The sequence below is a fragment of the Globicatella sulfidifaciens DSM 15739 genome (assembly GCF_900167405.1).
Classification (GTDB): Bacteria; Bacillota; Bacilli; order Lactobacillales; family Aerococcaceae; genus Globicatella; species Globicatella sulfidifaciens.
The window spans coordinates 1-26240 of the sequence record NZ_FUWO01000010.1 but is presented as its reverse complement, the minus strand read 5'-3'; the positions used below and the strand labels follow the sequence as shown (position 1 = coordinate 26240).

Sequence of the window (26240 nt, the reverse complement as noted above, 5' to 3'; positions counted from 1 at the left end):
GCGGGCTAATGCAAAATTATGCTTATCCTATCGATTCAGATTGGTCAACAGATGAGACAGTTAAAGTTGTGGAATTTTTAGCAGCTGTTGAGCAAGTTTATGAGTCTTCGATGGATGTTAAAGAATTCTCGATTAAATATCAAAAATTTAAAGAAGTAGTGACCAGTATAAGTGGTGAAAAACAATTAGATAAAGTGTTTCAAAGTGAAAGTGGTTATTCCATTTATCAAGCTGTGAAATTAATGAAAGAGCTGAATAAAACGGAAACCAAAAACAAAAAGATGAGGATTAATTAGGAGGATGAATATGGATTACCAATTACATCATCATATTTTAGTTTGGATGGAAGAAGCGGCAGAAGCTTTGAGAGAATCTCATAGTAGAAAATTACAAGTCGATGAAAAAAAGGATGCCAGTGACTTAGTTACTGAAATGGATAAAGCAACCGAAAAATTCTTTACTGAAAAAATTCGTCAGTTTTATCCAGAACACCGCATTATTGGCGAAGAAGGAATCAGTGGTCCGGTAAATGATACCAATGGGATGATTTGGGTTATTGATCCGATTGATGGTACTTTAAACTTTGTGAAACAAAAAAATAATTTTGGTATTATGATTGGTTTATTTTATAATGGTAAGCCAGTAGCGGGCTATATTTATGATGTGATGCAACATGATTTATATTATGGTATCGTTGGTGAAGGGATGTATCTAAATAACAAACCATTGAAACCATTACCAGTAGGTCCATTAAACGATAGTCTCATTATGGGAAATGTCGGGATGTTTAGTCGCAATCAAAATAATTGTCAAAGTTTATTAGCAACGGTATTAGGAGCCAGAGCACATGGTTCTGCAGCGTTAGAGGTGATTCAAGTTTTAAGAGGTGAAGCCTCACTTTACTTATCTTTTGGCTTACATCCTTGGGATTTTGCTGCAGGATATGCGATTTGTGAAGCGGGTGGCATTATTTGTACCCAAGCAGATGGCTCACCATTATCTATTTTAGAAAAATCACCGGTCCTCTTTGCACATCCAAGTGTCTATAAAGAAGCAGTCAAAATTTTAAACAATCCAACAGAAATAGGGGAAATTAATGAATACGCGTAATGATATAAGAAATATTGCAATAATTGCTCACGTTGACCACGGTAAAACGACTTTGGTTGACCAATTACTAAAAAACTCAGATACTCTTGACGCTCGTTTACAATTAGAAGAACGTGCAATGGACTCGGGAGATATCGAAAAAGAACGTGGCATTACCATCTTAGCTAAAAATACAGCTGTTAACTACAAAGGTACTCGTATTAATATTTTAGACACACCTGGGCACGCCGATTTTGGTGGTGAAGTAGAGCGTATTCTAAAAATGGTTGATGGAGTAGTATTAGTTGTGGATGCTTATGAAGGCACTATGCCACAAACACGTTTTGTATTGAAAAAAGCGTTAGAAGTTGGGTTAACGCCAGTAGTGGTTGTTAATAAAATTGATAAACCATCAGCAAGACCGGCAGAAGTGGTCGATGAAGTGTTAGAATTATTTATTGAACTCGGTGCGGATGATGACCAATTAGAATTCCCAGTAGTTTATGCTTCAGCTATTAACGGTACTTCTTCTACTTCTGATCAACTAGAAGACCAACAACCATCAATGGATGCTATTTTTGATGCTGTTATAGAACATGTACCAGCACCCATTGATAATAGTGATGAGCCTTTACAATTCCAAGTTTCCTTATTAGATTATAATGCCTTTGTAGGTCGTATTGGGATTGGGCGTGTTTTCCGCGGTAAGATTAAAGTTGGGGATAATGTCGCTTTAATGAAAGCAGATGGTACTAAGAAAAATTTCCGAGTTACCAAGATTTTAGGTTTCTTTGGTTTAGATCGTGTGGAAATTAATGAAGCCAAAGCCGGAGATTTAATTGCACTTTCTGGTATGGAAGATATTTTCGTTGGTGAAACAGTTGCTGACGCACAAAAGCCTGAAGCTCTACCATTGTTACATATCGATGAACCGACACTAGAAATGACGTTCTTAACTAATAATTCACCATTTGCTGGACGTGAAGGTAAATATGTAACAGCGCGTAATTTACAAGATCGTTTAATGCAAGAATTACATACAGACGTTTCATTAAAAGTAGAACCTACTGATTCACCAGATGCATTTAGAGTGATGGGACGTGGCGAGTTACATTTATCCATCTTAATTGAAACAATGCGTCGTCAGGGATATGAGTTCCAAGTTTCAAGACCAAAAGTTATTTTACGTGAAATTGACGGTAAAATGTGTGAGCCTTTTGAGCGCGTACAAATTGATACACCTGAAGAATATATGGGTTCGATTATCGAAGCATTAGGTTCTCGTAAAGCTGAAATGGCCGATATGATTCATACAGGTAATGGGCAAGTACGTTTAGTGTTCTTAGTACCAGCGCGTGGCTTAATTGGCTTTTCTACAGAGTTCATGTCTATTACGCGTGGTTACGGCATTATTAACCATACTTTCGATGATTATTTACCAGTAATTGAAGGTAGTATTGGTCGTCGTCGTAATGGTACTTTGGTTTCGATTGAAAATGGTACAGCAACGACTTATAGTATTATGGCTTTAGAAGATCGTGGTACGATTTTCGTAGAACCTGGTACGGAAGTTTATGGCGGTATGATAGTAGGGGAACATAATCGTGAAAATGACTTAACAGTCAATATTACTCGCGCGAAAAACTTAACTAACGTTCGTTCTGCTACTAAAGATCAAACAGCAGTCATCAAACGACCACGAATCTTGACTTTAGAAGAATCCATTCAATTTATGGATGATGATGAATATTGTGAAGTAACTCCACAAAGTATTCGTCTAAGAAAACAAATTTTAGATAAATCTTTACGTGAGAAAGCCAATAAAAAAGAAAGTAAATAGTTTTTTGTAAGACAAATAAAGCTTATCATAACTGGTGTCCCGGGGGAGACCAGTTTTTTGGTTCTTTATTAATATGTGCGAGCTATGAAAGATTAACCATTCATCCAGTAATGGAGAAACAAAATTTTTGCTAATGACTTTGTAGATATTGGAAGTAGAATGGAGAAACAAAATTTTTACCAATGACTTATTTAGTTATTGGAAGTAGGTTGAATGTTAGCAAATGAATGCTGATTCTACTTGCTGTCTAACAAAAAGTATAGAGGGACTGGGTAGAGTAAGCAAAAATTAGCTGTTATTTTCTTAGTCACTCCCATTTATTAATGTCAAAAAGCTTATTCTCGCGCTTTTATTGCAAATGAAACAAGGAGATTGACTAATTTACAACAAGATTACTTTTAAAAATTTTGATTACAAAATAACTTTTGGGTGTATTTAAATTTATTTTATGCTATGATAGAAAAGAAACGAGGGGTGAGAATAAAATGACAACAGCTAATGGTATGGCAGTACTGCTTGTAAGATTTTTATTCGTCATGATGTCTTATATGATTTTAGAAAAAATCGATTGGCGTAAATTATTTTCCAAAAGAAATTATGTTTATGCTCAGTATGTTTGTGTTTTAGCAAGCATCGCACTGGGACATCTTACTGGCTCGTTTGTTATTACGATCATGGAATTATTGCGTAGTATTTTATACAGCATATTCCTATAATTAAATCGACTTATCGTTCGCTCCAAAACGATAAGGTAAAACAAAAGGGGAATAAATTGAATATGGAAGAAATTTTAGTACAAGGCGGTAATCGCTTAGAGGGATCTGTTAAGGTTGAAGGAGCGAAAAATGCCGTATTACCCATTTTAGCTGCTTCTATTTTGGTTGAAGAGGGTAAGACATACTTGTCAAATGTTCCAGTTCTATCAGATGTCTATACAATTAATGAATTATTGAACAATATTAATGTAAAAAATAAATTTGATACAGAGAACAATACAATGGTTTTAGATGCAACAGGTGATATCCTAACAACGGCTGACTATGATTTTGTTAGTAAAATGCGCGCTTCTATTGTTGTAATGGGACCATTATTAGCACGATTTGGTCATGCTCGTGTTGCAATGCCAGGTGGTTGTGCAATTGGGTCAAGACCGATTGATTTACATTTAAAAGGATTTGAAGCTTTAGGCGCGAAGATTACGCGTGCTGCCGGATATGTTGAAGCAACAGCGGATAAATTAGTTGGAGCGCGTATATATTTAGATTTTCCAAGTGTCGGAGCGACTGAAAACATTATGATGGCAGCTGTTTATGCCGAAGGGACTACTATCATTGAAAACGTGGCCCGTGAACCAGAGATTGTTGATTTAGCGAATTTTTTAAATAAAATGGGTGCCCACGTCGTCGGAGCTGGTACAGAGACAATTCGTATTGAAGGTGTGCAAACATTACATGGAACAGAACATTCCGTGGTACCAGATCGAATTGAAGCGGGAACCTTTATGGTAGCGGCAGCTGTTACGAAAGGTAATGTCTATATTGAAGGAGCAATCGCTGAGCACAATCGTCCATTAATTAGTAAATTAAGAGAAATGGGCGTTGTTATTGAAGACTATCAAGACGGTATTCGTGTTCAAGGTCCTGAGAAATTAAAACCGGTTGATGTAAAAACTTTACCACACCCTGGTTTTCCAACAGATATGCAAGCTCAAATGACTATCGCACAATTATTAGCAGAAGGTAGTTCAGTTTTAACTGAAACAGTATTTGAGAATCGTTTTATGCATTTTGAAGAATTACGTCGTATGGGTGCAGAATTTAAAGTTGATCGACAAACTGTTGTAATGTACGGACCATCTGAATTAACAGGGGCTAGCGTTAAAGCAACTGATTTGCGAGCAGCTGCCGCTTTAATTATTGCAGGTTTAACCGCGAAAGGATTAACCCGTGTTTCCGAATTACAATATTTAGATCGTGGATATTATAAATTCCATGAAAAACTAATTGCTTTAGGGGCGAATATAGAACGTGTTGATATTCATTCATTGAATCAAACCAATACGAAGCCTGTAACTGTTTAAGAAGGCAAAATGAGGTGAACATATGAGCAGAGATATAGGAATTGATTTCGGTACTGCAAATGTGTTAATTCATTTTAAAGGGCGCGGAATTGTGGTCAATGAACCTTCAGTAGTGGCGATGGATAGCCGGTCACATGAAATTATTGAGGTTGGTAAACGTGCCTATGAAATGATAGGGCGAACGCCAGAATCAATTGAAATCATACATCCTTTAAAAGGTGGTGTGATTGCTGATTTTGATTTAGCTGAAGCAATGTTAGTTTTATTTTTAGAAAAAATTCATGCACGACGCTGGTTTTCTAAACCCAATGTGTTAATCTGTTGCCCTTCTAATATAAGTGAAATTGAACAATTGTCACTAGTTGAAGCAACAGAAAGAGCAATTGGTGGTCGAATTTTTATTGAGGAAGAATCGAAAATTGCTGCTGTCGGAGCAGGGATTGATTTAACGGATGTTTCTGCTAACATGATTATGGATATCGGTGGCGGGACCACAGACATCGCAGTGATTTCATCAGGGGAAATTGTTAATAGTGAATCCTTAAAGGTCGCAGGGGATGATTTTGATTTAGCAATCGTTCAATATTTTAAAGAGCATCATAATTTATTAATTGGTGAACGCTCCGCTGAAGAAGTAAAAAAAATGTTGGCGAGTGCTTTACCTGTTGAAGAAGGGGAATTAGCAACATATGATTTAAAAGGTCGCGATTTAGTATCGGGATTACCACGATCATTAAATGTCACTTCTAATCATATTTACGAAGCAATCCGGCCACAATTACAAATAATCGCACGTACAGCGAGACGTATTTTGGAAGACACCGAACCGGAAATGGTAGCTGATATCATTGAAAAAGGGATTATTTTAACCGGTGGTGGCGCGATGACTTATCATTTGGATACATATTTAACCGAGGAGTTAGGAGTTAGCGCTTTAAGAGCAGAACAACCAATGAGTTGTGTTGCGATTGGCACTGGCCTCATGTTAGAATTAATCTTAAGTGGAAAATTAGAACGAAAAAATGTTTCCGAAAAACACAAACTAAAACGTTGGTTCTTACGACTTAAGAGACGATTAATTGGATAATAAAAGGATGATTCTTATGAGCGAAACCTATCTTACAGAATCGATGCTCATTAAAGCATTGAAATTAATATTAAAAACAATCCTTTACCTATTATTACTTATTTTGTTTGTAGTGATTGGGTTGTTTGTTGGTTATTGTCTTATAGGTGATGGTAATTATTGGGAAGTATTAAATCGTGATACTTGGCAACATATTATTAATTTTGTAAAATAGCACTGAACAATTATTTTGATACGGAGGTTTGGCAAAAAAATGATGACTTTGCCTTGCCTCTTTTTTAGAAGGTGATAGAATGTACCCATTTTCATTAAGTGAACTAATGATTTATATTACGCCTATTTTAATGGTTTATTTAATTCAAAAGTATTTCAAAGCGTATCTGAAATTTTTTAAAGAGTGGCCACTGACGATGGCTATCATTTTAATACCATTATGGGTAACCTCCATTTATTTATTAGGGTGGCTAATTTTTGATTATAATTTAGTGCCGTTTATTTTATTTTTTTCATGTTTTATTTTAGGTTTGCAATTATATGATTATGTGCGTCGCATCGATCACTTTACCTTTAAAAATTATTATTTAATGGCAAGTAAATTATTATTTCAACATTTATCGGCTTTTTTTCTTGGCTTAGTGATTTTAAGATTTTTTACTTATTTTGTGGGATAATCACCCACCTTTTTTTATTTATAGACGTTTCATGGGGGATTCTACCACTATTATGGGAAAATCCCCCACTTTTTTATTTGAATATAAACCTTATTTTATCAATGTTTAGCGACTTTGTTTTATAAAAGTCGTATTTTTTTTGATAATTTTTAGGAAAAAGTGGTACGTTGTGGGGAATTGTGGTAAACTATAATCAAAGCATTAGAAAGTAGGTGAAGGGTCGTGCTTATTGGTGAATATCAACATAATATTGACACAAAAGGGCGACTCATTATGCCTGCTAAATTCAGACCAGATTTGGGTGAGCGTTTTATTATCACTCGTGGAATGGATGGATGCTTATTTGGATTTCCGATGTCAAGTTGGGAAACCATCCATGAAAAATTAAAGAATTTACCTTTGTCAAAAAAAGATGCACGTACTTTTACGCGTTTATTCTATTCAGCTGCCACTGAAGTAGAGTTTGACCGTCAAGGACGTGTTAATTTACCGAAAAATTTAATAGAATTCGCAAAAATCGATAAGGAATGCCGTGTGGTCGGCGTGTCAGACCGTATCGAGATTTGGAGCAGCGAACAATGGAATAATTTTTCTGAAATGAATGATGATGAATTTGAAAATATTGCAGAAGATTTGTTTGATTTTGGATTTTAATTAGGAGTGAGATTATGTCATTTGAGCACTATACAGTGTTATTAAAAGAGACAATTGATGGTCTAAATATTAAACCAAATGGCATTTATGTTGACTGTACATTAGGTGGGGCTGGACATGCCAAATATATCCTATCCCAATTAAATGATGATGGAAGACTTTATGCCTTTGACCAGGATATAGTGGCGATTGAGAATGCGAAAAAAGAATTAGCAGACGAAGTCGAAAAGGGTAAAGTAATCTTTATTCATAATAATTTTAGAAATATAACCGAAGCGTTAGCGACTTATGGTGTAACTGAAGTCGACGGCGTTTACTATGATTTAGGAGTTTCCTCCCCACAATTAGATGTTGCACAAAGAGGATTTAGTTATCATCAAGAAGCACGTTTAGATATGAGAATGAATCAAGAGGCAGCATTGACTGCTTACGAAGTAGTCAATCAGTGGTCATTTGAAGAATTAATGAAAATAATTTTTCGTTATGGAGAGGAAAAATTTGCTAAACGTATTGCACGTAATATTGAAAAAGAACGTTCAATTGCACCTATTGAGACGACGACGCAATTAGCAGCAATTGTCAAAACTTCAATTCCAGCTGCAACGAGAAGAACAGGGGGCCATCCTGCTAAAAGGACTTTCCAAGCAATCCGTATTGCAGTAAATGATGAATTAGGAGCCTTAGAAGATTCAATGCAACAAGCGGTTAAATTATTAAAAGTAGGTGGACGTATTAGCGCCATTACTTTCCATTCTTTAGAAGATCGATTTGTAAAACAATTTTTTAAAGAATTAAGTACCGCACCTGAAATACCACATAATTTACCAGTGTTGCCCACAATAGCTAGTGCTGATTATGCATTAGTTAATCGTAAACCTATTGTCGCAAGTGAGGAAGAACTATCTGAAAACAATCGTTCTCGTAGTGCTAAGTTAAGAATAATTGAAAGAATAAAACAATAAGAGAAAAAATATCAAACTAATATTTGATATTTCATGAGGTGATAAAAATGGCGGAAGTAATAAGCAAAACAACTGAATATCCAACAATGAATCATCAAACTTATTCTCAACCATTTGACGCATCGAATAGTAAAACAGGGACATCTGTATTTATCTTTACACGTATCCATGCCTTGGTTTTAATGGGAGTCATGTTAGTTTGCACCGTGTTAATCGCATTTAATTTAATAATGCAACAAAAGACAGCTGAAGCGGAAATCGCAGTAAGAAACTATGAATCAGAGATTTCAACCCTTCAGACACATACAGACACTATTTACAATAAAATTAGTGACCAATATAATTATGAAATAATTAAAAAAGCAGCTAAAGAAGGAAATTTAAACATTGATTCATCGAGAGTGAGGTCAGTTGAGTAATAATGAAAAGTAGTAAGCTAAACATATTTATTTTGGCTATGACGGCTGTAGTAATGTGTGTGTTATTTATTACTAGAATTGTGCAATTAACTGTTCTAAAATCAGTAAATGGCGTCGATTTAGTTAGTTACACTGAAATAGCCAATGAAAGAAGTAGTATTACACAAGCAAGAAGAGGGACGATTTTTGATTCTAAAGATCAACCGATTGCCATGGATACTACTTCTTATTCTTTATTTGCAATTTTAAGAAATGCAGATGAGGAAGTAATTGTTAAAGATTATGATTTAACCGCCAAAGTACTATCTGAGAATATTGATTTAACCCGAGATCAAGTTTTAACTTTATTGCGTAATCCGGATGCTAATCAAATTGAATTTGGTGAAGCCGGGCGTAATTTATCAAAAGAAGTAAAAGAGAAAATTGAAGAAGCCAACTTACCGGGTGTCTATTTTGCCAGTGAAACAACGCGTCAGTACATTAATGACTTTTTTGCTTCCCATTTAATAGGATATGCGAAGCCCTTACTGGCTGGAGAAAATGATGATTATGAAGACGCTGAAATATTAAAAGGACAGTTAGGGATTGAATTAAGTTACGATGAACCGTTAAGTGGTGCGAAAGACTACCGAGAACAATGGGAAGAAGCGAATAACCTTAATTATTTATCTGGTGATGATCTTTACTTAACGATCGATAGTCGCTTACAAAATCAACTAGAGGATTTATTAAATACCGCTATTACTACTTACCAACCAAAAGAGATGGGAGCTTACCTAGTAGAAGTTAAAACTGGTAAATTAATTGCAGCGGCTCAACGTCCTTCTTTTAATTTAAATACCCGTGAGGGCATCGATAAAGAATGGCGTAATTTTTTAACAGAAGATGCTTATGAACCGGGATCAACAATCAAAATATTAACGATGAGTGTCGCTTATGACCATAACCTATATCAGCCAGATGAAAAGTACCATTCGGGAACCATAGAAATATTTGATACTAAAATTAATGATCATAATTTATATGGATGGGGAGATATTACCTTTGAAGAAGGTTTAGCTCGTTCAAGTAATACGGCGATGGTCACTTTAATTGAACGTCTTGGTGAAGAAAATTGGATTGACGAACTTGCTAAATTTGGATTTGGAAAATCAACTAATTCAGGATTAATCAATGAAATTAACGGCACCTTTAGTTTTGATAATCCTGTATCACGTTATATGTCAAGTTTTGGCCAAGCTTTTTCAACAACACCGATTCAATTGCTTCAAGCTTTTACCTCTGTTGCAAATCATGGTACAATGGTTAAGGTTCAATACATCGAAGGTATTGGTGAAAAAAATAATCAGTATAAAGTGCAAGAATTAGGACAACCAATTTCAAAAGAAGCTGCTGATCATGTCTTAGGCTTAATGGTCGATACCGTTGAAAAAGATTATGGGACGGCAAAACCATTCAAGAGTGACATCGTTAAAGTAGCGGCTAAAACAGGAACGGCTGAAATTGCCAATGAAGATGGTACCGGTTATTTAACTGGGCCGAATGATTATACCGACTCGGTAGTGGCTTTTTTTCCGGCTGATGACCCGAAATATATGATGTATCTTTATATGAAACAACCGACGGATAAGAAAGGCTTAATTGGTTCACAGATTTTAGCCCAAACATTCCATCCGTTTATTGAATCGATTTATATTAATCAGTAAAGAAAGAAGGAAATACATGAAAGCGACAGATTTAATCGAGGTCCTTCGATTAAAAGCTATTTATGGAGAACCATTAGCAAATAAAGAGATTAGTTTATTAGTGAATGATACACGCAAAATTATCCCAAACTGTTGTTATATGGCGATACGAGGTGAACATTTTGATGGGCATCAAGCTATCGAACAAGCTGTTGAAGCGGGTGCCAATGTCGTAGTGGTAGAAGAATACCGTGAAGCATGGCAAAATTTAAATGCAACGATTATATTAGTAGATTCAACTTTTCGTGCACAAGCGATCTTAGCTAATCAATTTTATCACCGTCCATCCGAAAAATTAGCTATAACTGCGATTACGGGTACGAATGGCAAAACAACTACGAGTTCAATGATTAGTGATTGGTTAACGAGATTAGGGCATAAAACAGGATTGTTAGGAACTTTGCACTATAAGGTCAACGAAAATTATTATCCTGCAGTCAACACTACTCCAAATGCCTTAGAATTACAGCGTTTATTTAATGAAATGGTAGTAGAAGGATGTCAAGATGCAATTATTGAGGCGTCATCACATGCTTTGCAATTAGGTCGATTATGGTATACTGAAGTCGACTGTGCGATTTTCACTAATTTAACACGCGAACATTTAGATTTTCATCATACGATGGAGCATTATGCTTATGCTAAAAGTTTATTATTCGCTCAATTAGGTCAAAAATTTGCTAATGGACGACCAAAACTAGCGATTGTTAATTTAGATGATGAATACAGTCAGCTGATGGCTCAAGCTACAGCTGCCGAAGTAGCCACTTATAGTATTGGTAACGCGGATGCCACAGTTTATGCTACAGATATTGAAGTAGTAGATAACCAAACTGAGTTTAAGCTCTGGGTTAATCAACGTCCACATCAAGTTTCTTTAAAAATGCTAGGTGACTATAATGTTGCAAATTATATGGCAGCCTTTTTATGTTTGAAATATTATTATGGCTATTCAACCGAAGAAATTATTCGAGTAAGCGGTGAGTTTGAAGGTGTGAGTGGTCGCATGCAATTAGTTGATGAAGGACAAACCTATAAAGTAGTAGTGGATTTTGCCCATACACCAGATGCTATCGAAAATGTTTTAAAAGAATTAGCAGCTAAAAAGCAAGGAAGATTAATTACTTTAATTGGACATAGTGGAGGTAATCGAGATAGTGGAGCTCGTCCTGAAATAGGGGATATTGTCTTTAAATATTCAGATTATATCGTTTTTACAGCCGATAATCCACGCCATGAGCCGGTTCAAAAAATTTGTCAGGAAATAATTGGTCAGCATAATGAAGTAGACTATACAATTATTGAAAAAAGAGAAGAAGCGATAGCCTTCGTATTGAATCATGCAAATGAACATGATACGGTTGTCTTTACAGGTAAAGGTGGCGAATTATATCAAGTCATTGGGGATGATTATGTCCCATATAATGAAGTTGAGGTAATTAAAGCTACTTTAAGAAAAAATATATAGGACATTAGGTGAAAAAATATGGAATTAGCTTTACCATTGGCAGTAAGCTTCGCGATTACTGTCTCAATTATGCCATTTTTTATTGGCTATTTTAATTATAAAAAGATCGGTCAAACAACTCGTGAGGAAGGTCCAACGTGGCATGAAGTTAAAACGGGAACACCTACCATGGGTGGAACGGTATTTGTTTTTGCAATCTTAGTTACTTTATTAGTCAGTGCATGGTTAATGAAATTACTGGAAGGTAGTGTTTGGATGATCCTCTTAACCTTCTTATTATTTGGAGGAATAGGCTTTGCTGATGATTTTATTAGTATCTTCAAAAAGCAAAATGAAGGATTAACCGCCAAACAAAAATTCATTTTGCAAATCATCTTTTCAATCGTTATTATGTTGATTGGCGTTTTACATCAATATAAAATATCCATCCCCTTAGGGTTTGCACAAATTACCAATCCAATTATCTTAATTATTTTTTCTAGTGTTTGGATTAATGGATTTTCCAATGCCGTTAATCTTACCGATGGTTTAGATGGCCTAGCAACAGGACTGAATATTATTGCTTATGGTGCTTATTTTGCTATTGCTATTAATCAAGGTGCACAGGCTATTGCCTTAGCTTGTTTTGTGGTGGTAGGTGCCTTATTAGGATTCTTAATTTATAATAAGAAACCCGCTAAAATCTTTATGGGTGATGTTGGATCACTCGCTTTAGGTGCCGGATTAGCAGTTATATCGATTTTATTAAATAATCCATGGAGTTTATTAATCATAGGTTTTGTATTTGTCGTAGAAACTGCAAGTGTTATTTTACAAGTATGGTCATTCAAAACAAGAGGTAAACGTATTTTTAAAATGAGTCCGATTCACCATCATTTTGAGATGAGTGGATGGTCTGAACCGAAAGTCGTTTATGTCTTTTGGTTAGTTGGTATGATTGCCGCAATGATTTATATTAGCATATTCAAATAAAAAAGGATTTAAGGTGTCAAAATGGATTTAAAAGATAAAAAAGTATTGGTTTTAGGTTACGCTAGAACGGGAAGAGGAGCCGCTGAATTTTTAGTTTCTCAAGGTGCGAATGTCACAATCAACGATTTAAATGATTTAAGCGAAGAACCATCGATTGAAGAGTTAAAAGCTAAAGGCGTTATCGTTGTTGATAAAAAACAACCAGTTACACTTTTAAACGAAAACTTTGACTTTATTGTAAAAAACCCTGGTATTCCTTATCAAATTGAATTATTACAAGCGGCTATTGCACAGGAGATTCCTATTTATACAGATATCGAAATTTTCGATTGGTATAATCCGGGAATATTAATTGGTATAACGGGCAGTAACGGCAAAACAACCACTACAACTTTAGTTAATAATATTTTACAAAATAGTCAGTATCAAGCCCATTTAGCAGGTAATATTGGTATTCCGACACTATCAGTTTTACCAAAAGTAAAAGAAAATGATGTGGTAACAATGGAACTATCGAGTTTTCAATTGATGGGAACAGATAAATTCAAACCACATATTGCTGCCATTACGAATATCTTCTCCGCTCACCTAGATTATCATGGTACAAGAGAAGAATATGTTAAAGCAAAATTACGACTTATTCAAAACCAAGATAATCATGACTTTATAATCTTTAATGCAGATCAAAAAGAACTTGCCGGTTATGTGGTTGAATCACCTGCTAATAAAGTACCATTTGCTAGATTAAATTTAACGGATTCAGTACGACAAACTGGAGCGTATTATGAAAATGGTGGTTTATACTTTAAAGGCGAATTAATTATGAAAGAAGACGATATTCAAATTCCCGGTGAGCATAATATTGAGAATATTTTGGTTGCTATTGCCATTACCAAAATATTAAACGTTCCTAACAACATTATTCACGATACAATTATGAATTATCAAGGTGTTGAATATCGTATCCAACCTGTTGGGATTTATAATGGCATCAGTTATTATAATGACTCTAAAGCGACCAATCCTGATGCAACCATTACAGCATTAAAGAGTTTTACTGAACCAACAATCTATATTGGTGGTGGACTGGATCGTGGCATTACTTTTGAGGAATTAGTACCCTATTTAGAAAATGTCAAAGTTGCTATATTATATGGTGAATCAAAAGAAATTATGAAAGAAGCGATGGAACAAGCTCAGATTGAAGAAATTGTGATGGTGGATAATTTAGAACAAGCAACGAAAGCCGCGCAATCTTATGCTGAAAGTGGCGATGTTGTCTTATTATCGCCTGCTTGTGCAAGCTGGGATCAGTACCAATCGTTTGAAGAACGTGGGGCACAATTCAATGAATTAATTGTTGCTCTCAATCAATAATCGAGCTTCATTTTTTAGGATTTTTTGAAGGAGGTGTTATAATGCCAAATATTTTGGAAGATGAATTAGATAATGTGAGACAATTTAATGAACAATTAGAAGCAGAAGTAAATGACGTTATAACATCTAATCAAAGAATTGTAAGAAATAAACCAGAGAAAGCACCCATTAATTGGACTAAAGGGTTGCCAACTGGCAGAGTTGAATTAGCTAGTGTGACGGCCGTAATTTTTATTTTTATGTGGACATTCGGGTGGCAATTAGCCCCTTTTAATAAAGTCAATCATTTAACCGTTTCCGGAAATGAAATTGCAGAATCTGAAATGGTTGCTTATTCTTCTGGGATTCGCTCTCTTGATACGATTAAAAATGTCATGGCTAATAGAGAACAAATCGAAAAGAATATTATTCAATCAAATCCCATTGTTTCGGGCGTTGTTTTCGATCGTGTTAATTGGAAAAAAATGGATATTAAAGTTTCAGAATATCATATTGTGGCGATTGTAGAAATTGAAGGGGAATTATATCCTTTATTGGAAAATGGTGAAATCTTAGTGGAATCCAATAAATATTTGCAAGAGAATATGGATCGATTTAATTTACCAAGAATTTTAAATGTTGAACAAAAAGGTAAATTAGTGACAGTTGCAACGGCTTTAAGAAGAGTTGAACCAGATGTCTTAGCTTTAATCGATACTATAGAATTATCGAAGGATCTGAATCGTCCAAATCATTTATCGATGAAAATGAAGGACGGGATGTATGTCAAAGCCGTCGCTTCTACCGTGGCTGAAAAAATTAATAAATATCCTGCCATGAAAAAGATTATTGGAGACCAAATGGGAACTGTTAATTTAGAAGTAGGAGCTTACTTCACACCAGAAACAGAAGGTAATAATAATATTAAACTTGATGCTAATTTAGATAATTAATAAATATTTCTGGTACTATTTGAAGTTTTATCTTCAATATAAATTTATTTTGTGTTAAAATTGTAGAGAGCTATTAGAGGTAGACACAACTCCTATAATACATAAAACTACGTTAAGGGGGTTACATATTGTAATGAGAAATCATGAAATTTTTGTGAGTTTAGATATCGGCACCACATCGATTAAAGTTGTGGTTGCAGAATATATTAATGGACAAATTAACATCATTGGTGTTGGTAATGTAAAGTCTAGAGGTTTAAGTCGAGGCGTGATCGTTGATATTGACGAAACAGTTTACTCGATTCAACAGGCTGTTACATTAGCCGAACAAAAATCTAATGTTAAAATTAAAGAAGTATCGGTGGGCATTCCAAGTAATAAATTAGGTTTAGAATCTTGTCACGGAATGATTGCTGTATCGAATGAAAATAGAGAGATTACCAATCGTGATGTGGATAATGTTATTACCGCGGCTAAAGTTCGCTCTGTGGCACCAGAAAGAGAAATCATTTCGGTTATACCAGAAGAATTTGTGGTAGATGGATTTAACGGTATACGTGATCCACGCGGTATGATAGGTGTTCGTTTAGAATTATATGCGACCTTATTAACAGGACCAAGAACGATTATTCATAACATTAAACGTTGTGTTGAAAAAGCAGGTTTAGTAATTAAAGAATTGGTTTTACAACCACAAGCCATTGCGGAAGTAGCATTAAGTCGAGATGAACGTGAATTTGGTACCGTCATTATTGATATGGGTGGGGGACAAACTTCTGCTTCAATCATTTATGATAATCAATTAAAATATTCTTTTGTCGATCAAGAAGGTGGCGATTTTGTTACTAAAGATATTTCAATTATTTTGAATACATCTTTAGAAAGTGCTGAGCGGATTAAGCGTGAATATGGTTATGCAATTGCTAGTCAAACTTCAGATGAAGAATATTTCCCAGTTGAGACAGTAGGAAAAAAAGAACCTGTTCGTGTAGATGAGCGTTATTTAGCAGAAATCATTGAAGCGCGTTTAGCTCAAATTTTTGAAACAATCCATGAAGACTTAGGTGCTGTAGATGCTCTTGATTTACCAGGTGGTTTTGTTATTACCGGAGGTGCAGCATCACTACCAGGTGTCTTGGAATTAGCACAAAAATTCTTTGGTAGTAAAGTACGTCTATATATTCCAGAACAGATGGGGATGCGTAATCCAGTCTTTTCTACTAGTATGGGAATTATTGAATATGTTGCAGGTTTGGATGATGTTCATCGGATTGCTCAGGGAACTTATCGACCTAATAGTCGTCCGGCGCAACAACCTGAACAAAATCACGATGCAAGTAATGACTATTACCCAGCTCAACCTAATAGACAAACGACTAAATATCAAAGACCGATGTCTGAAATGAATCCAAGACCTGAAAGACCAAGTGCAAATTATGATCAATATCAACAAACGAATGGTCAAGAAAATCAACGATATATCGAAAATGAATATTATGAAGAGGAAACTAACCAAGGTGTTTATGAAGAACCAAGCAATGAAAATTCAGTTGCTTCAAAAGTAAAAGCATTTTTCAATACATTTTTTGATTAGTCATGAAATTAGGAGGAAATTATAATGGAATTATCTTTCGATTCATCAATGAATCAGACTGGCGCGGTAATTAAAGTTATTGGTGTTGGTGGAGCAGGTGGGAATGCCGTCAATCGTATGATTGTAGAAGATGTTCAAGGTGTTGAATTTATCGTTGCGAATACCGATACCCAAGCCTTAGCTGGTTCACAAGCAACAACTAAAATCCAATTAGGTTCAAAATTAACTAAAGGATTAGGAGCAGGATCATTACCAGAAATTGGTCAACGTGCTGCTGAAGAAAGTGAAGAGCAAATCCGTAGCGTTTTAGAAGGTGCGGACTTAGTATTTGTTACTGCCGGCATGGGTGGAGGTACTGGTACTGGTGCTGCCCCAATTGTCGCTAAAATTGCGAAAGAATTAGGCGCTTTAACTGTTGGGGTTGTGACACGACCATTTACCTTTGAAGGACCTAAACGTGGACGCTATGCTGCTGAAGGTTTGAAAAATTTAAAAGACAGTGTTGATACTTTAGTTGTCATTTCAAATAATCGTCTATTAGAAATTGTAGACCGCAAAACGCCAATGTTAGAAGCATTTAGTGAAGCAGATAATGTTTTACGTCAAGGGGTACAAGGGATTTCAGATTTAATCACCTCTCCTGGTTATGTAAACTTAGACTTTGCTGACGTTAAAACTGTTATGAAAGACCAAGGTACGGCTTTAATGGGAATTGGTACAGCAAGCGGTGAAAACCGTACTGCTGAAGCGACTAAGAAAGCTATTTCTTCACCATTATTAGAAGTTTCAATCGATGGTGCAGAGCAAATCTTATTAAATATTACTGGTGGTTCAGACTTAACCTTATTTGAAGCCCAAGATGCAAGTGAAATTGTTGCCAATGCTTCATCAGGTGATGTCAATATTATCTTCGGTACGTCAATTAATGAAAACTTAGGTGATGAAGTAGTAGTAACAGTTATTGCGACTGGTATTGAACAAGAAAAATCTGAACGCAATAAAATTAATCCACGTCAACAACGTACAACCTTTACGTCAACAAGTGGCTACAACCAAATTGGTACTGAACGTGAAGCAAATGTCAATTATAATCAACCACAAACAGGTAATACCCCGAATCCACCATCTAATCAAGGTGGACCTGAATTAAATGTCCCTCGTCAAAAAGAAGAACGTGATTTATTCAGTGATTGGGATATTAAACGTGAACAAAATACACGTGAGGTTTCAAATGAAGTTTCTCAACGTACGTTCCAACGTAATGACAACGAAGTGACTCGTAAAAATGATATTATCGAAGACGACGAATTAGATACACCACCATTTTTCCGTAAACGTCACCGTAACTAATAAAGATTAAAACGTAATTCAGTAGACCGGGCAGATTTTCTCTGTCCGGTCTTGCATATATCGAGTTTTCTGCTAAATGAGTATTACGTTAAGTTCACCTTGAGACTATTGCTAAAAATTTGTTAATATAGGAAGCTAGGCCTAGTAGTTTTACGTGATTTTTGTGAGAATCTGGCTTCAATTAGTCAAGATATAATGAGCGAATTACGTCATTAATGAACATTAACTTGATTGAATTTATCAATTTTATCCCTAACCTTTTTAAGCCGCTGTTTGAGACCACTCAACTACTGCATTATTAATTAACGAATAATAATCTTAACTAAATTTATCAAGTTTATGCCCAGCCTCATGAATGGTCGATATAAAAATTTGGGTATGTTTACTTTGTTTTTCTTATATTAGTCACTGATTCATTAGGTAAACAGTCATTTTTATGATAGAATAGCTTTAAGAAAATTTGAGGGGAACAGATATATGATTTTTAATTTAGTCGTTTATTTAATGAAATTAATTGATGCCTACCAAATGGTATTAGTTGTTTATGCATTATTAAGTTGGTTTCCAAATGCACGTGGCAGCAAAATTGAAGAGTGGGTTTCTAAATTATCAGAACCATATTTAAATATTTTTGACAGTTTTATTCCACCAATTGGTGGTATTAGCTTTAACGTGATTATTGCTATTTTCACGCTCAACCTCGTTAAAAGAGGTATTGTCGTTTTACTTAATTTGTTTTTATAATCGTTTAGAAAGAGGATTAAAGTGAATCAGGACATATATCAACATTATGGCAAAGAGGAGCAATCCTTTATTGACCAAGTTTTTGGTTGGATGCAAATAGTTGAAAATCGTTATAGTGCTTACTTAACACCGTTCTTAACACCTAGAGAAGCACTCATTGTTAAACAGTTAGTAGCAAATAATGAAAGTTTAGCAGTTTATTTTAGGGGAGGATATGAAAAAGCTGAACGAAAACGAGCACTAATCGTTCCGCCTTATCATGAACTTCAAGAAGATGATTTTAATTTGAGTTTATTAAATATCAAATTTCCAGTGAAATTTGCTAATATTTCTCACGGAAAAATATTAGGAACCTTAATTGGTAGTGGAATTGATCGCGAACGCATTGGGGATATTATTACCGATGGGGAAGCGTGGCATGTAATAGTCGATGAAACCATTAAATTATATTTAATCAGTAATGTTACTAAAATTGGTAATGTTGGTGTTCACTTAGAAGAAATTGAGTGGGAACAAATTTTAGAATCCAATGAAGCTTGGGAAACCATTACAGTGATCAGTAGTTCCTTAAGACTAGATGCGATGCTTTCGAATGTTTATAATTTTTCAAGACAAAGAGCGAAAGATCAAATTAATGAAGGTAATGTAAAAATGAATTTTATGGCAATGACTCGTTCTGATGCAGAAGTGAAAATTAATGATATTGTTTCACTTAGAAAATATGGCCGTTTTTGGATACAATCGATTGATGGTGTGACCAAGAAAGATAATTATCGTCTAACGGTTAATGTGCTAATCAAATAATGAAGCCTTATCGAACGATGATAACGTTTTAATTTTAATGATTTAATAAAAGTTCTCATGAAACTCTATAAATTTCAATGGAATTAGTGTAGAATAGTAATTGTATATTTTATCGATTGCAACTTTTGAAAGGAAGTGTGAGGATGTCTTTAACACCATCTGAGATTTTACATAAAGAATTTAACACTAAATTTAGAGGTTATGATTCAGATGAAGTCAATGACTTCTTAGATATTATTGTGGTTGAATTTGAAAAATTAACCAAAAGTAATAATGAAATGAAGACGAAGATTGCCGACATGGAAGATAAATTGAATTATTTCAAACAGTTACAAGATTCATTAAATAATTCCATTATGGTCGCACAAGAAGCAGCTGAACGATTAAAACAAAACGCTCGTAAGGAAGCTGAATTAATTTTATATGAAGCAGACCGAGAAGCTGAACGCATCTTAGAAGATGCTAATAACCGTTCTAAAACCATCGTAAGTGAAACTGAACATTTACATCAATATAGTTTAAATTTTAGAGATCGCCTAAGAAATATGGTTGAAGCTCAATTGTCATTATTAAATAAAGAAGACAATCAAGAATTATTTAAAGAAGCGCAAGGTGAGATAGAAACACCAATCAATCATTTACGTGATGAATTAAGAAATCAATCTGAAGATTTATCAGTTGAATCTGAGTTTGAACCAATTCAAGAAGTAGAATCCGCTCAAGCAGTTGTGGAAACTACTGATGAATTGAAAGAAGATAAAAGAAGTCAATTAGACCAAATGGATTTTGAAATTTCTGAAGAAGATGGAAAAGATATTCCTGTTCAAGATGATTTTTTTGAATCAGATCCAGTTGACGAACATCATAACTATCCGGTTGCTGGAGAAGACTCTGAACAACCAGTTGAAAGTGTTCTTGGTCGTACAATTCGTATAGATTTACCAAAAGAGTAATTGGACACAATTATTTGATTATATTATCAGCGAGTCAAGGAGGGTGTAAGCTTGGCATCACTAATCACTTAATTATCCCCAATTGTTAATTACAAAGATGAAATAAAAGTAGTTTTTGTCGCTTAAATAGCGTTATCATGAAAGAGTGAGTTGCAATAATTTATTGAAACTAAACTGGGTGGTACCACGTAATTTTACGTCCCTTCTATTTGAAGGGACATTTTTTATTATGATTAAGGAGATAATAATGAAATTAAAAGAAACATTAAATTTAGGAAAAACAAACTTTGCGATGCGTGCAAATTTACCGGTCAAAGAAGTATCATTACAAGAAGAATGGAAAGAAGCAGATATTTATAGCAAGATCCAATTAAAAAATGAAGGCAAACCGTCATATATTTTACATGATGGTCCTCCATATGCCAATGGTAAAGTTCATATGGGGCATGCTTTAAATAAAGTAACGAAAGACTTTATTGTTCGTTATAAATCAATGAACGGTTTTAGTGCACCGTATATTCCAGGATGGGATACGCATGGGTTACCGATTGAATCAGCATTAACTAAAAATGAAGGCATTGATCGTAAAAAATATTCGGTTGCTGACTTTAGAAGAATGTGTGAGGAATATGCTTTAAAACAAGTAGATGCACAACGTGAAACGTTTAAACGTTTAGGTGTAACAGGAGAGTGGGACCATCCTTACTTAACTTTACAACCTGAATATGAAGCAGCTCAATTACGTATTTTTGGTAAAATGGCCGAAAAAGGTTATATTTACAAAGGGTTAAAACCAATTTATTGGTCACCATCTAGTGAGTCATCATTAGCAGAAGCTGAAGTAGAATATCAAGATGTCACTTCGCCAACTATTTATGTAGCGTTCAAAGTGAAAGATACGAAAGGCGTAGTTGATGAAAAAGCTGAATTTGTTATTTGGACGACGACTCCCTGGACCATTCCGGCAAACTTAGGGATTTCAGTTAAACCCGATGCCACTTATGTAGCAGTTAATGTGGCAGAACGTCAATTCATTGTAGCGAAAGAGTTATTAGAAAAAGTTGCCCAAGAAATTGGTTGGGAAGATTACCAAGTGGTAGCCGAATATGAAGGGATTCAATTCGACCATATGACAGCTCAACATCCGATGTATGACCGCGAATCATTATTAATGGTCGGAGATCATGTAACGATGGATGCTGGTACTGGATTAGTTCATACGGCACCGGGACACGGGGAAGATGACTACCAAATTGGTCAAAAATATGGATTAGAAATTTTATCGCCAATTGATAATCGCGGACATTTCACGGATGAAGCACCAGGTTTAGAAGGCGTATTCTATCTTAAAGGGAATAAGCTTGTGATGGAGCAATTAGCTGAAAATGGCAGCTTATTACAACAAGATGAATTGCTTCATAGTTATCCACATGATTGGCGTACTAAAAAGCCAGTCATTTTCCGTGCGACCCCACAATGGTTTGCTTCGATTGATAAATTCCGTCAAGATTTATTAACGGCTGTTGATAATGATGTCACTTGGTATCATCCATCAGGTCAAGTTCGTATTTATAATATGTTACGTGACCGTGGCGATTGGGTCATTTCACGTCAACGTGTCTGGGGCGTTCCGTTACCAATTTTCTATGCTGAAAATGGCGAGGCCATTCTTGATGGACAAGTCATTGAACATGTGGCACAATTAGTTGCTGAAAATGGATCTAATATTTGGTTTGAACGTGAAGCTAAAGAGTTATTACCTGAAGGCTTTACTCACCCAGGTAGCCCAAATGGTGAGTTTACGAAAGAAATGGATATTATGGACGTATGGTTTGATTCAGGAACTTCTTATGCAAGTGTCTTAGAAAGACCAGGTCAATCATTCCCAGCAGACCTATATTTAGAAGGGTCAGATCAATATCGTGGTTGGTTTAACTCAAGTTTTACTACTTCGATTGCGGTAAATGGCGTACCACCTTACAAAGCTGTATTATCACAAGGTTTCGTCATGGACGGTAAGGGTCAAAAAATGAGTAAATCATTGGGTAATGTTATTTTACCTGAAGAAGTAATGGAAACATTAGGAGCTGACATTATTCGTCTGTGGGTAGCAAGTGTGGACTATGAAAATGATGTTCGTGTTTCGCATGATATTTTAAAACAAGTATCAGAATCTTATCGTAAAATTCGTAATACGATTCGTTTTATGCTATCTAACATTGGTGACTTTAATCCAGAGACCGATCGAGTATCTGAATTACGTAAAGTAGACCAATATTTAATGGCAAAATATAATGTATTGGTACACGATGTATTGAAAGCTTATGATGAATTTGAATTTTCAACGATTTATAAGAAAGTAATCAATTTTATTACCGTAGATTTATCTGCATTTTATCTAGACTTCGCTAAAGATGTCTTATACATTGAAGCAGCAGATGCCAGTGCACGTCGCGCAATGCAAACTGTTATCTATGACATTTTAAGTGGGCTAATTCCATTGCTTACCCCTATTTTATTACATACAATGGAAGAGGCTTGGAAAGAATTACCTGGAGCTGAAGGCTTTGTACAATTACAAGATATGCCTAAAACAAAAGACATTACAGAAGATTTAGCAGTGATTAAAGAATGGGAGCCATTCTTTGAAATGAAAGATGCTGTTAATAAAGTTCTAGAAGAAGCGAAAAATGTTGAAGAAGACCCAATTAAAAAATCTTTTGAAGCAGCTGTTACGGTTTATACAGATGAAGAAATGCGTCAAGTATTGACTAATTTAAGTGATCAATTGGATCAATTATTAATTGTATCTAAATTAGATTTAAAAGTTATTAATGAAGCCGCAGCAAGTGCCCATGAATTTGATCATTTTAAAGTTTCAGTTACTCATGCACCGGGACATGTATGTGAAAGATGTCGCGCAATCCGAGAGGAAGTAGGAACAATTGCTGGAGCTGAGGAATTATGTTATCGTTGTAACGAGATTGTAACAAATCATTTTCCAGAATATTTTTCGGAAAAAGAAGACTAGTATAAATTAAATGTATGAAACTAATTTAGATTTTACTGAAAAAGTTATCTTGATTCTAAATTATTATTGATATAACAGTATTTTATTAAGTACCTGTGAGTGTTTTTTGAACTCTCACTAGGTACTTTTATTATTTATGAAAATTTTTTGAAAAATTTTTGAATTCTGATTGAAGCGCTTGACTAATTTTTATGAGAGTGTTATCTTTAATGTAACAAAAGCGTTACAAATGTTACAAAAAAAGGGGAGTTAACAATGAAAAAATTTAAACGCACTTTATTAGTATCAATTGCCACTTTAGGATTTTCTGTATCACCTTTAATGATTGAAGCTCAAGCAACTCAATATTCAGTTGTTGCTGGCGATACTCTATGGAAAGTTGCCAAAGCAAATGGTGTGACAGTAGCTGAATTAAAACAGTGGAATAATTTAACTAGTGACTTCTTACAAATTGGGCAAAAGTTAACTGTTTCTGCTACAACACCAGAAACACCAGAAACACCAGAAGAACCATCTGAACCAGGTACAGTGTATATCGTCGTAGCAGGCGATTCATTATGGAAAATTGCCAATGCACATGGCGTAACGGTAGCGCAAATTAAGCAATGGAATAATTTAACCAGTGATTTCTTACAAATTGGCCAAAAATTAGAATTAACAGGCACTACTGCACCAGAAACACCAGAAACACCAGAAGAACCATCTGAACCAAGTACCGTTTATACCGTCGTAGCGGGTGATTCATTATGGAAGATTGCCAATGCACATGGCGTAACGGTAGCGCAAATCAAACAATGGAATAACTTAACCAGTGATTTCTTACAAATTGGCCAAAAATTAAAATTAACAGGCACTACTGCACCAGAAACACCAGAAGAGCCATCTGAACCAAGTACAGTGTATACCGTCGTAGCGGGTGATTCATTATGGAAGATTGCCAATGCACATGGCGTAACGGTAGCGCAAATCAAACAATGGAATAACTTAACCAGTGATTTCTTACAAATTGGCCAAAAATTAAAATTAGCAGGAACCGCTGCACCAGAAGAACCATCTAAACAATACACTGTTGTCAAAGGTGATTCATTATGGACTATTGCACAAGCTCATGGTACAACAGTTGCTAAAATTAAACAATTAAATAATTTAACGAGTGATTTCTTACAAATTGGTCAAAAATTAACTATTAAATAGTAGTTAAACTATAAGTGAAGCATTTATCGTTCGATTGTTATGCTAACTTAGCTTCGTTATTTCCATCTCATTTCATCTATTACAAATGGAATGAGGTGGATTTATTTATATTGTCTTTTTTTAATCGTTTTTAATCGGAATAATGGTGCATTTAAATTTAATGAATTGATGAAACTCAACTGACATTTTACATAAAATCGTTTATAATAAGATTAATACCCCCATTGAGAGGATGAAGTTTATGAGTAAACCTATTTTATTTTTTAGTTCTGTTTGTCCTGATACCGATCCTTTTATTAAACTATTAGAACCTTATCAAATCGAATATGAGGCGGTTAATATTACCGAAACAATGCCGAATTTGAAAAGATTTTTAAGTTTACGAGATACTCGTGAAGAATTTTTGGAAAAAAAAGAAATGAATCAAGTAGGTATTCCCGTTTTAGTAACGGAAGATGCAACCTTAATTTTTGATGAAGCGGCATTAATTGATTATTACAAAGGAACATGAGGTGTTAAGATGGCAACTAAAGAAGAATTAATTAAATTATCAAGAGCAGTACAAAAAAATGCTTATATTCCTTATTCACATTTTCCTGTAGGATGCGCAATGGAAATGAAAGATGGCACCATTATAGAAGGTGTGAACGTTGAAAATGTCTCATTTGGTGTTACGAACTGTGCTGAACGTTCAGCGATATTTACTGCTGCGACGAAGGGTTACCGACCTAAGTCAATAGCAGCGATCGCTGTCAGTGGTGATACCGAAGATTTTCTTCCACCATGTAGTATTTGTCGTCAAGTAATGGTTGAATTTTGTGATCCAGATACGCCAGTTTATTTAACAAGAAATAATGGTGACATTTTAACAACTTCGGTAAAAGAATTAGTGCCATTTGCTTTCGAAAAATTAGATATGTAAAGCTTAGTGTAAAATAATTGTTGGTCAGCTAAAAGCAAAAAAGATAATCCTCTGCTATACTGTAAGTAGGTAAAAACACACAGAAAGGTAGAGGATTATCCATGAGTATTATAACACAAATTATGCAAGAAATTAATGAAATGATGGCAGATTTATATAATCAAGCGATTCAAGGTGGAGTAGACTTTTCAACATGCATCCAAACCATTAGCGATACGATGCGTCAACTCTCAGTCGATTTAGGAGAAGATCTCTGTACAACAATTGAGGAATCACTCTTTGAAAGTCCTGGAAGAAAAGCAAGATATAGCGTTCATCGTAGCAATGATGAAAAAACAATCTCCACACTGAT

Annotated in this window: 25 protein-coding genes and 1 pseudogene; all 26 read left to right on the top strand. The window is 35.0% G+C overall.

The window, feature by feature from the left end; all coding sequences use genetic code 11:
- Positions 1 to 8 precede the first annotated feature (8 nt).
- On the top strand, positions 9 to 296 hold the full coding sequence (locus tag B5D12_RS06290) for a UPF0223 family protein (protein ID WP_078756022.1): 288 nt from the start codon (positions 9 to 11) through the stop codon (positions 294 to 296).
- A gap of 10 nt (positions 297 to 306) precedes the next feature.
- Positions 307 to 1110, top strand: a complete 804-nt coding sequence (locus B5D12_RS06285; protein WP_159443876.1) for an inositol monophosphatase family protein — start codon at positions 307 to 309, stop codon at positions 1108 to 1110.
- A complete protein-coding gene (gene typA / locus B5D12_RS06280; RefSeq protein ID WP_078756020.1) occupies positions 1097 to 2929 on the top strand; it encodes a translational GTPase TypA in 1833 nt (610 codons plus the stop codon). Before B5D12_RS06285 ends, typA begins: the two co-directional genes overlap by 14 nt.
- A 485-nt stretch (positions 2930 to 3414) precedes the next feature.
- Entirely contained in the window at positions 3415 to 3645 is a 231-nt protein-coding gene (locus B5D12_RS06275; RefSeq protein ID WP_078756019.1) for a DUF1146 family protein, read from the top strand.
- A gap of 62 nt (positions 3646 to 3707) precedes the next feature.
- Positions 3708 to 5009 (top strand): UDP-N-acetylglucosamine 1-carboxyvinyltransferase, encoded by a 1302-nt coding sequence (murA, locus tag B5D12_RS06270; RefSeq protein WP_078756018.1) that lies wholly within the window; start codon positions 3708 to 3710, stop codon positions 5007 to 5009.
- A 22-nt stretch (positions 5010 to 5031) separates the two neighbouring features.
- Positions 5032 to 6096 (top strand): rod shape-determining protein, encoded by a 1065-nt coding sequence (gene mreB / locus B5D12_RS06265; RefSeq protein ID WP_078756017.1) that lies wholly within the window; start codon positions 5032 to 5034, stop codon positions 6094 to 6096.
- Positions 6097 to 6112: 16 nt separating this feature from the next.
- Positions 6113 to 6310, top strand: coding sequence for a DNA-directed RNA polymerase subunit beta (locus B5D12_RS06260; RefSeq protein WP_078756016.1), 198 nt, complete (start codon positions 6113 to 6115; stop codon positions 6308 to 6310).
- 79 nt (positions 6311 to 6389) lie between these two features.
- On the top strand, positions 6390 to 6767 hold the full coding sequence (locus B5D12_RS06255; protein WP_078756015.1) for a hypothetical protein: 378 nt from the start codon (positions 6390 to 6392) through the stop codon (positions 6765 to 6767).
- A gap of 222 nt (positions 6768 to 6989) precedes the next feature.
- Positions 6990 to 7421, top strand: a complete 432-nt coding sequence (mraZ, locus tag B5D12_RS06250; protein ID WP_066125391.1) for a division/cell wall cluster transcriptional repressor MraZ — start codon at positions 6990 to 6992, stop codon at positions 7419 to 7421.
- A 14-nt stretch (positions 7422 to 7435) separates the two neighbouring features.
- The gene (gene rsmH, locus B5D12_RS06245) at positions 7436 to 8383 is read left to right on the top strand and encodes a 16S rRNA (cytosine(1402)-N(4))-methyltransferase RsmH (RefSeq protein WP_200803005.1); all 948 of its coding nucleotides are present in this window, start codon (positions 7436 to 7438) and stop codon (positions 8381 to 8383) included.
- A gap of 47 nt (positions 8384 to 8430) precedes the next feature.
- Entirely contained in the window at positions 8431 to 8802 is a 372-nt protein-coding gene (locus tag B5D12_RS06240; protein ID WP_078756013.1) for a hypothetical protein, read from the top strand.
- A gap of 2 nt (positions 8803 to 8804) precedes the next feature.
- Entirely contained in the window at positions 8805 to 10508 is a 1704-nt protein-coding gene (locus tag B5D12_RS06235) for a peptidoglycan D,D-transpeptidase FtsI family protein (protein ID WP_078756012.1), read from the top strand.
- A gap of 16 nt (positions 10509 to 10524) precedes the next feature.
- Complete coding sequence (locus tag B5D12_RS06230) at positions 10525 to 12015, top strand: UDP-N-acetylmuramoyl-L-alanyl-D-glutamate--2,6-diaminopimelate ligase (RefSeq protein ID WP_078756011.1); 1491 nt, start codon at positions 10525 to 10527, stop codon at positions 12013 to 12015.
- 18 nt (positions 12016 to 12033) lie between these two features.
- Entirely contained in the window at positions 12034 to 12987 is a 954-nt protein-coding gene (mraY, locus tag B5D12_RS06225; protein WP_078756010.1) for a phospho-N-acetylmuramoyl-pentapeptide-transferase, read from the top strand.
- Positions 12988 to 13008: 21 nt separating this feature from the next.
- Entirely contained in the window at positions 13009 to 14364 is a 1356-nt protein-coding gene (gene murD / locus B5D12_RS06220; protein WP_078756009.1) for a UDP-N-acetylmuramoyl-L-alanine--D-glutamate ligase, read from the top strand.
- 41 nt (positions 14365 to 14405) lie between these two features.
- Positions 14406 to 15296 carry a cell division protein FtsQ/DivIB gene (locus B5D12_RS06215; RefSeq protein WP_078756008.1) on the top strand — a complete coding sequence of 297 codons (891 nt, stop codon included), beginning with the start codon at positions 14406 to 14408 and terminating at the stop codon, positions 15294 to 15296.
- A gap of 133 nt (positions 15297 to 15429) precedes the next feature.
- The gene (gene ftsA, locus B5D12_RS06210; RefSeq protein WP_078756007.1) at positions 15430 to 16890 is read left to right on the top strand and encodes a cell division protein FtsA; all 1461 of its coding nucleotides are present in this window, start codon (positions 15430 to 15432) and stop codon (positions 16888 to 16890) included.
- Positions 16891 to 16914: 24 nt separating this feature from the next.
- Positions 16915 to 18240, top strand: coding sequence for a cell division protein FtsZ (gene ftsZ, locus B5D12_RS06205; protein ID WP_078756006.1), 1326 nt, complete (start codon positions 16915 to 16917; stop codon positions 18238 to 18240).
- A gap of 477 nt (positions 18241 to 18717) precedes the next feature.
- Positions 18718 to 18984 (top strand): YggT family protein, encoded by a 267-nt coding sequence (locus B5D12_RS06200; RefSeq protein ID WP_078756005.1) that lies wholly within the window; start codon positions 18718 to 18720, stop codon positions 18982 to 18984.
- A gap of 21 nt (positions 18985 to 19005) precedes the next feature.
- Entirely contained in the window at positions 19006 to 19788 is a 783-nt protein-coding gene (locus B5D12_RS06195; protein ID WP_078756004.1) for a YlmH family RNA-binding protein, read from the top strand.
- A gap of 143 nt (positions 19789 to 19931) precedes the next feature.
- On the top strand, positions 19932 to 20741 hold the full coding sequence (locus B5D12_RS06190) for a DivIVA domain-containing protein (protein WP_078756003.1): 810 nt from the start codon (positions 19932 to 19934) through the stop codon (positions 20739 to 20741).
- A gap of 247 nt (positions 20742 to 20988) precedes the next feature.
- A complete protein-coding gene (gene ileS, locus B5D12_RS06185) occupies positions 20989 to 23772 on the top strand; it encodes an isoleucine--tRNA ligase (RefSeq protein WP_078756002.1) in 2784 nt (927 codons plus the stop codon).
- Between the two features lie 255 nt (positions 23773 to 24027).
- Positions 24028 to 24966 (top strand): LysM peptidoglycan-binding domain-containing protein, encoded by a 939-nt coding sequence (locus B5D12_RS06180; protein WP_078756001.1) that lies wholly within the window; start codon positions 24028 to 24030, stop codon positions 24964 to 24966.
- Between the two features lie 241 nt (positions 24967 to 25207).
- Positions 25208 to 25477, top strand: coding sequence for a hypothetical protein (locus B5D12_RS06175; protein ID WP_071409272.1), 270 nt, complete (start codon positions 25208 to 25210; stop codon positions 25475 to 25477).
- 9 nt (positions 25478 to 25486) lie between these two features.
- Positions 25487 to 25888, top strand: a complete 402-nt coding sequence (gene cdd, locus B5D12_RS06170; RefSeq protein ID WP_071409271.1) for a cytidine deaminase — start codon at positions 25487 to 25489, stop codon at positions 25886 to 25888.
- 101 nt (positions 25889 to 25989) lie between these two features.
- Positions 25990 to 26240, top strand: a pseudogene (locus B5D12_RS06165) (ISLre2 family transposase); the annotation flags it as partial.

Excerpts from the sequence above, each read along its gene's own strand:
- B5D12_RS06290 (WP_078756022.1), top strand. The coding sequence starts at position 9 with ATGCAAAATTATGCTTATCCTATCGATTCAGATTGGTCAACAGATGAG.
- B5D12_RS06285 (WP_159443876.1), top strand. The coding sequence starts at position 307 with ATGGATTACCAATTACATCATCATATTTTAGTTTGGATGGAAGAAGCG.
- typA (WP_078756020.1), top strand. The coding sequence starts at position 1,097 with ATGAATACGCGTAATGATATAAGAAATATTGCAATAATTGCTCACGTT.
- B5D12_RS06275 (WP_078756019.1), top strand. The coding sequence starts at position 3,415 with ATGACAACAGCTAATGGTATGGCAGTACTGCTTGTAAGATTTTTATTC.
- murA (WP_078756018.1), top strand. The coding sequence starts at position 3,708 with ATGGAAGAAATTTTAGTACAAGGCGGTAATCGCTTAGAGGGATCTGTT.
- mreB (WP_078756017.1), top strand. The coding sequence starts at position 5,032 with ATGAGCAGAGATATAGGAATTGATTTCGGTACTGCAAATGTGTTAATT.
- B5D12_RS06260 (WP_078756016.1), top strand. The coding sequence starts at position 6,113 with ATGAGCGAAACCTATCTTACAGAATCGATGCTCATTAAAGCATTGAAA.
- B5D12_RS06255 (WP_078756015.1), top strand. The coding sequence starts at position 6,390 with ATGTACCCATTTTCATTAAGTGAACTAATGATTTATATTACGCCTATT.
- rsmH (WP_200803005.1), top strand. The coding sequence starts at position 7,436 with ATGTCATTTGAGCACTATACAGTGTTATTAAAAGAGACAATTGATGGT.
- B5D12_RS06240 (WP_078756013.1), top strand. The coding sequence starts at position 8,431 with ATGGCGGAAGTAATAAGCAAAACAACTGAATATCCAACAATGAATCAT.
- B5D12_RS06235 (WP_078756012.1), top strand. The coding sequence starts at position 8,805 with ATGAAAAGTAGTAAGCTAAACATATTTATTTTGGCTATGACGGCTGTA.
- B5D12_RS06230 (WP_078756011.1), top strand. The coding sequence starts at position 10,525 with ATGAAAGCGACAGATTTAATCGAGGTCCTTCGATTAAAAGCTATTTAT.
- mraY (WP_078756010.1), top strand. The coding sequence starts at position 12,034 with ATGGAATTAGCTTTACCATTGGCAGTAAGCTTCGCGATTACTGTCTCA.
- murD (WP_078756009.1), top strand. The coding sequence starts at position 13,009 with ATGGATTTAAAAGATAAAAAAGTATTGGTTTTAGGTTACGCTAGAACG.
- B5D12_RS06215 (WP_078756008.1), top strand. The coding sequence starts at position 14,406 with ATGCCAAATATTTTGGAAGATGAATTAGATAATGTGAGACAATTTAAT.
- ftsA (WP_078756007.1), top strand. The coding sequence starts at position 15,430 with ATGAGAAATCATGAAATTTTTGTGAGTTTAGATATCGGCACCACATCG.
- ftsZ (WP_078756006.1), top strand. The coding sequence starts at position 16,915 with ATGGAATTATCTTTCGATTCATCAATGAATCAGACTGGCGCGGTAATT.
- B5D12_RS06200 (WP_078756005.1), top strand. The coding sequence starts at position 18,718 with ATGATTTTTAATTTAGTCGTTTATTTAATGAAATTAATTGATGCCTAC.
- B5D12_RS06190 (WP_078756003.1), top strand. The coding sequence starts at position 19,932 with ATGTCTTTAACACCATCTGAGATTTTACATAAAGAATTTAACACTAAA.
- ileS (WP_078756002.1), top strand. The coding sequence starts at position 20,989 with ATGAAATTAAAAGAAACATTAAATTTAGGAAAAACAAACTTTGCGATG.
- B5D12_RS06180 (WP_078756001.1), top strand. The coding sequence starts at position 24,028 with ATGAAAAAATTTAAACGCACTTTATTAGTATCAATTGCCACTTTAGGA.
- B5D12_RS06175 (WP_071409272.1), top strand. The coding sequence starts at position 25,208 with ATGAGTAAACCTATTTTATTTTTTAGTTCTGTTTGTCCTGATACCGAT.
- cdd (WP_071409271.1), top strand. The coding sequence starts at position 25,487 with ATGGCAACTAAAGAAGAATTAATTAAATTATCAAGAGCAGTACAAAAA.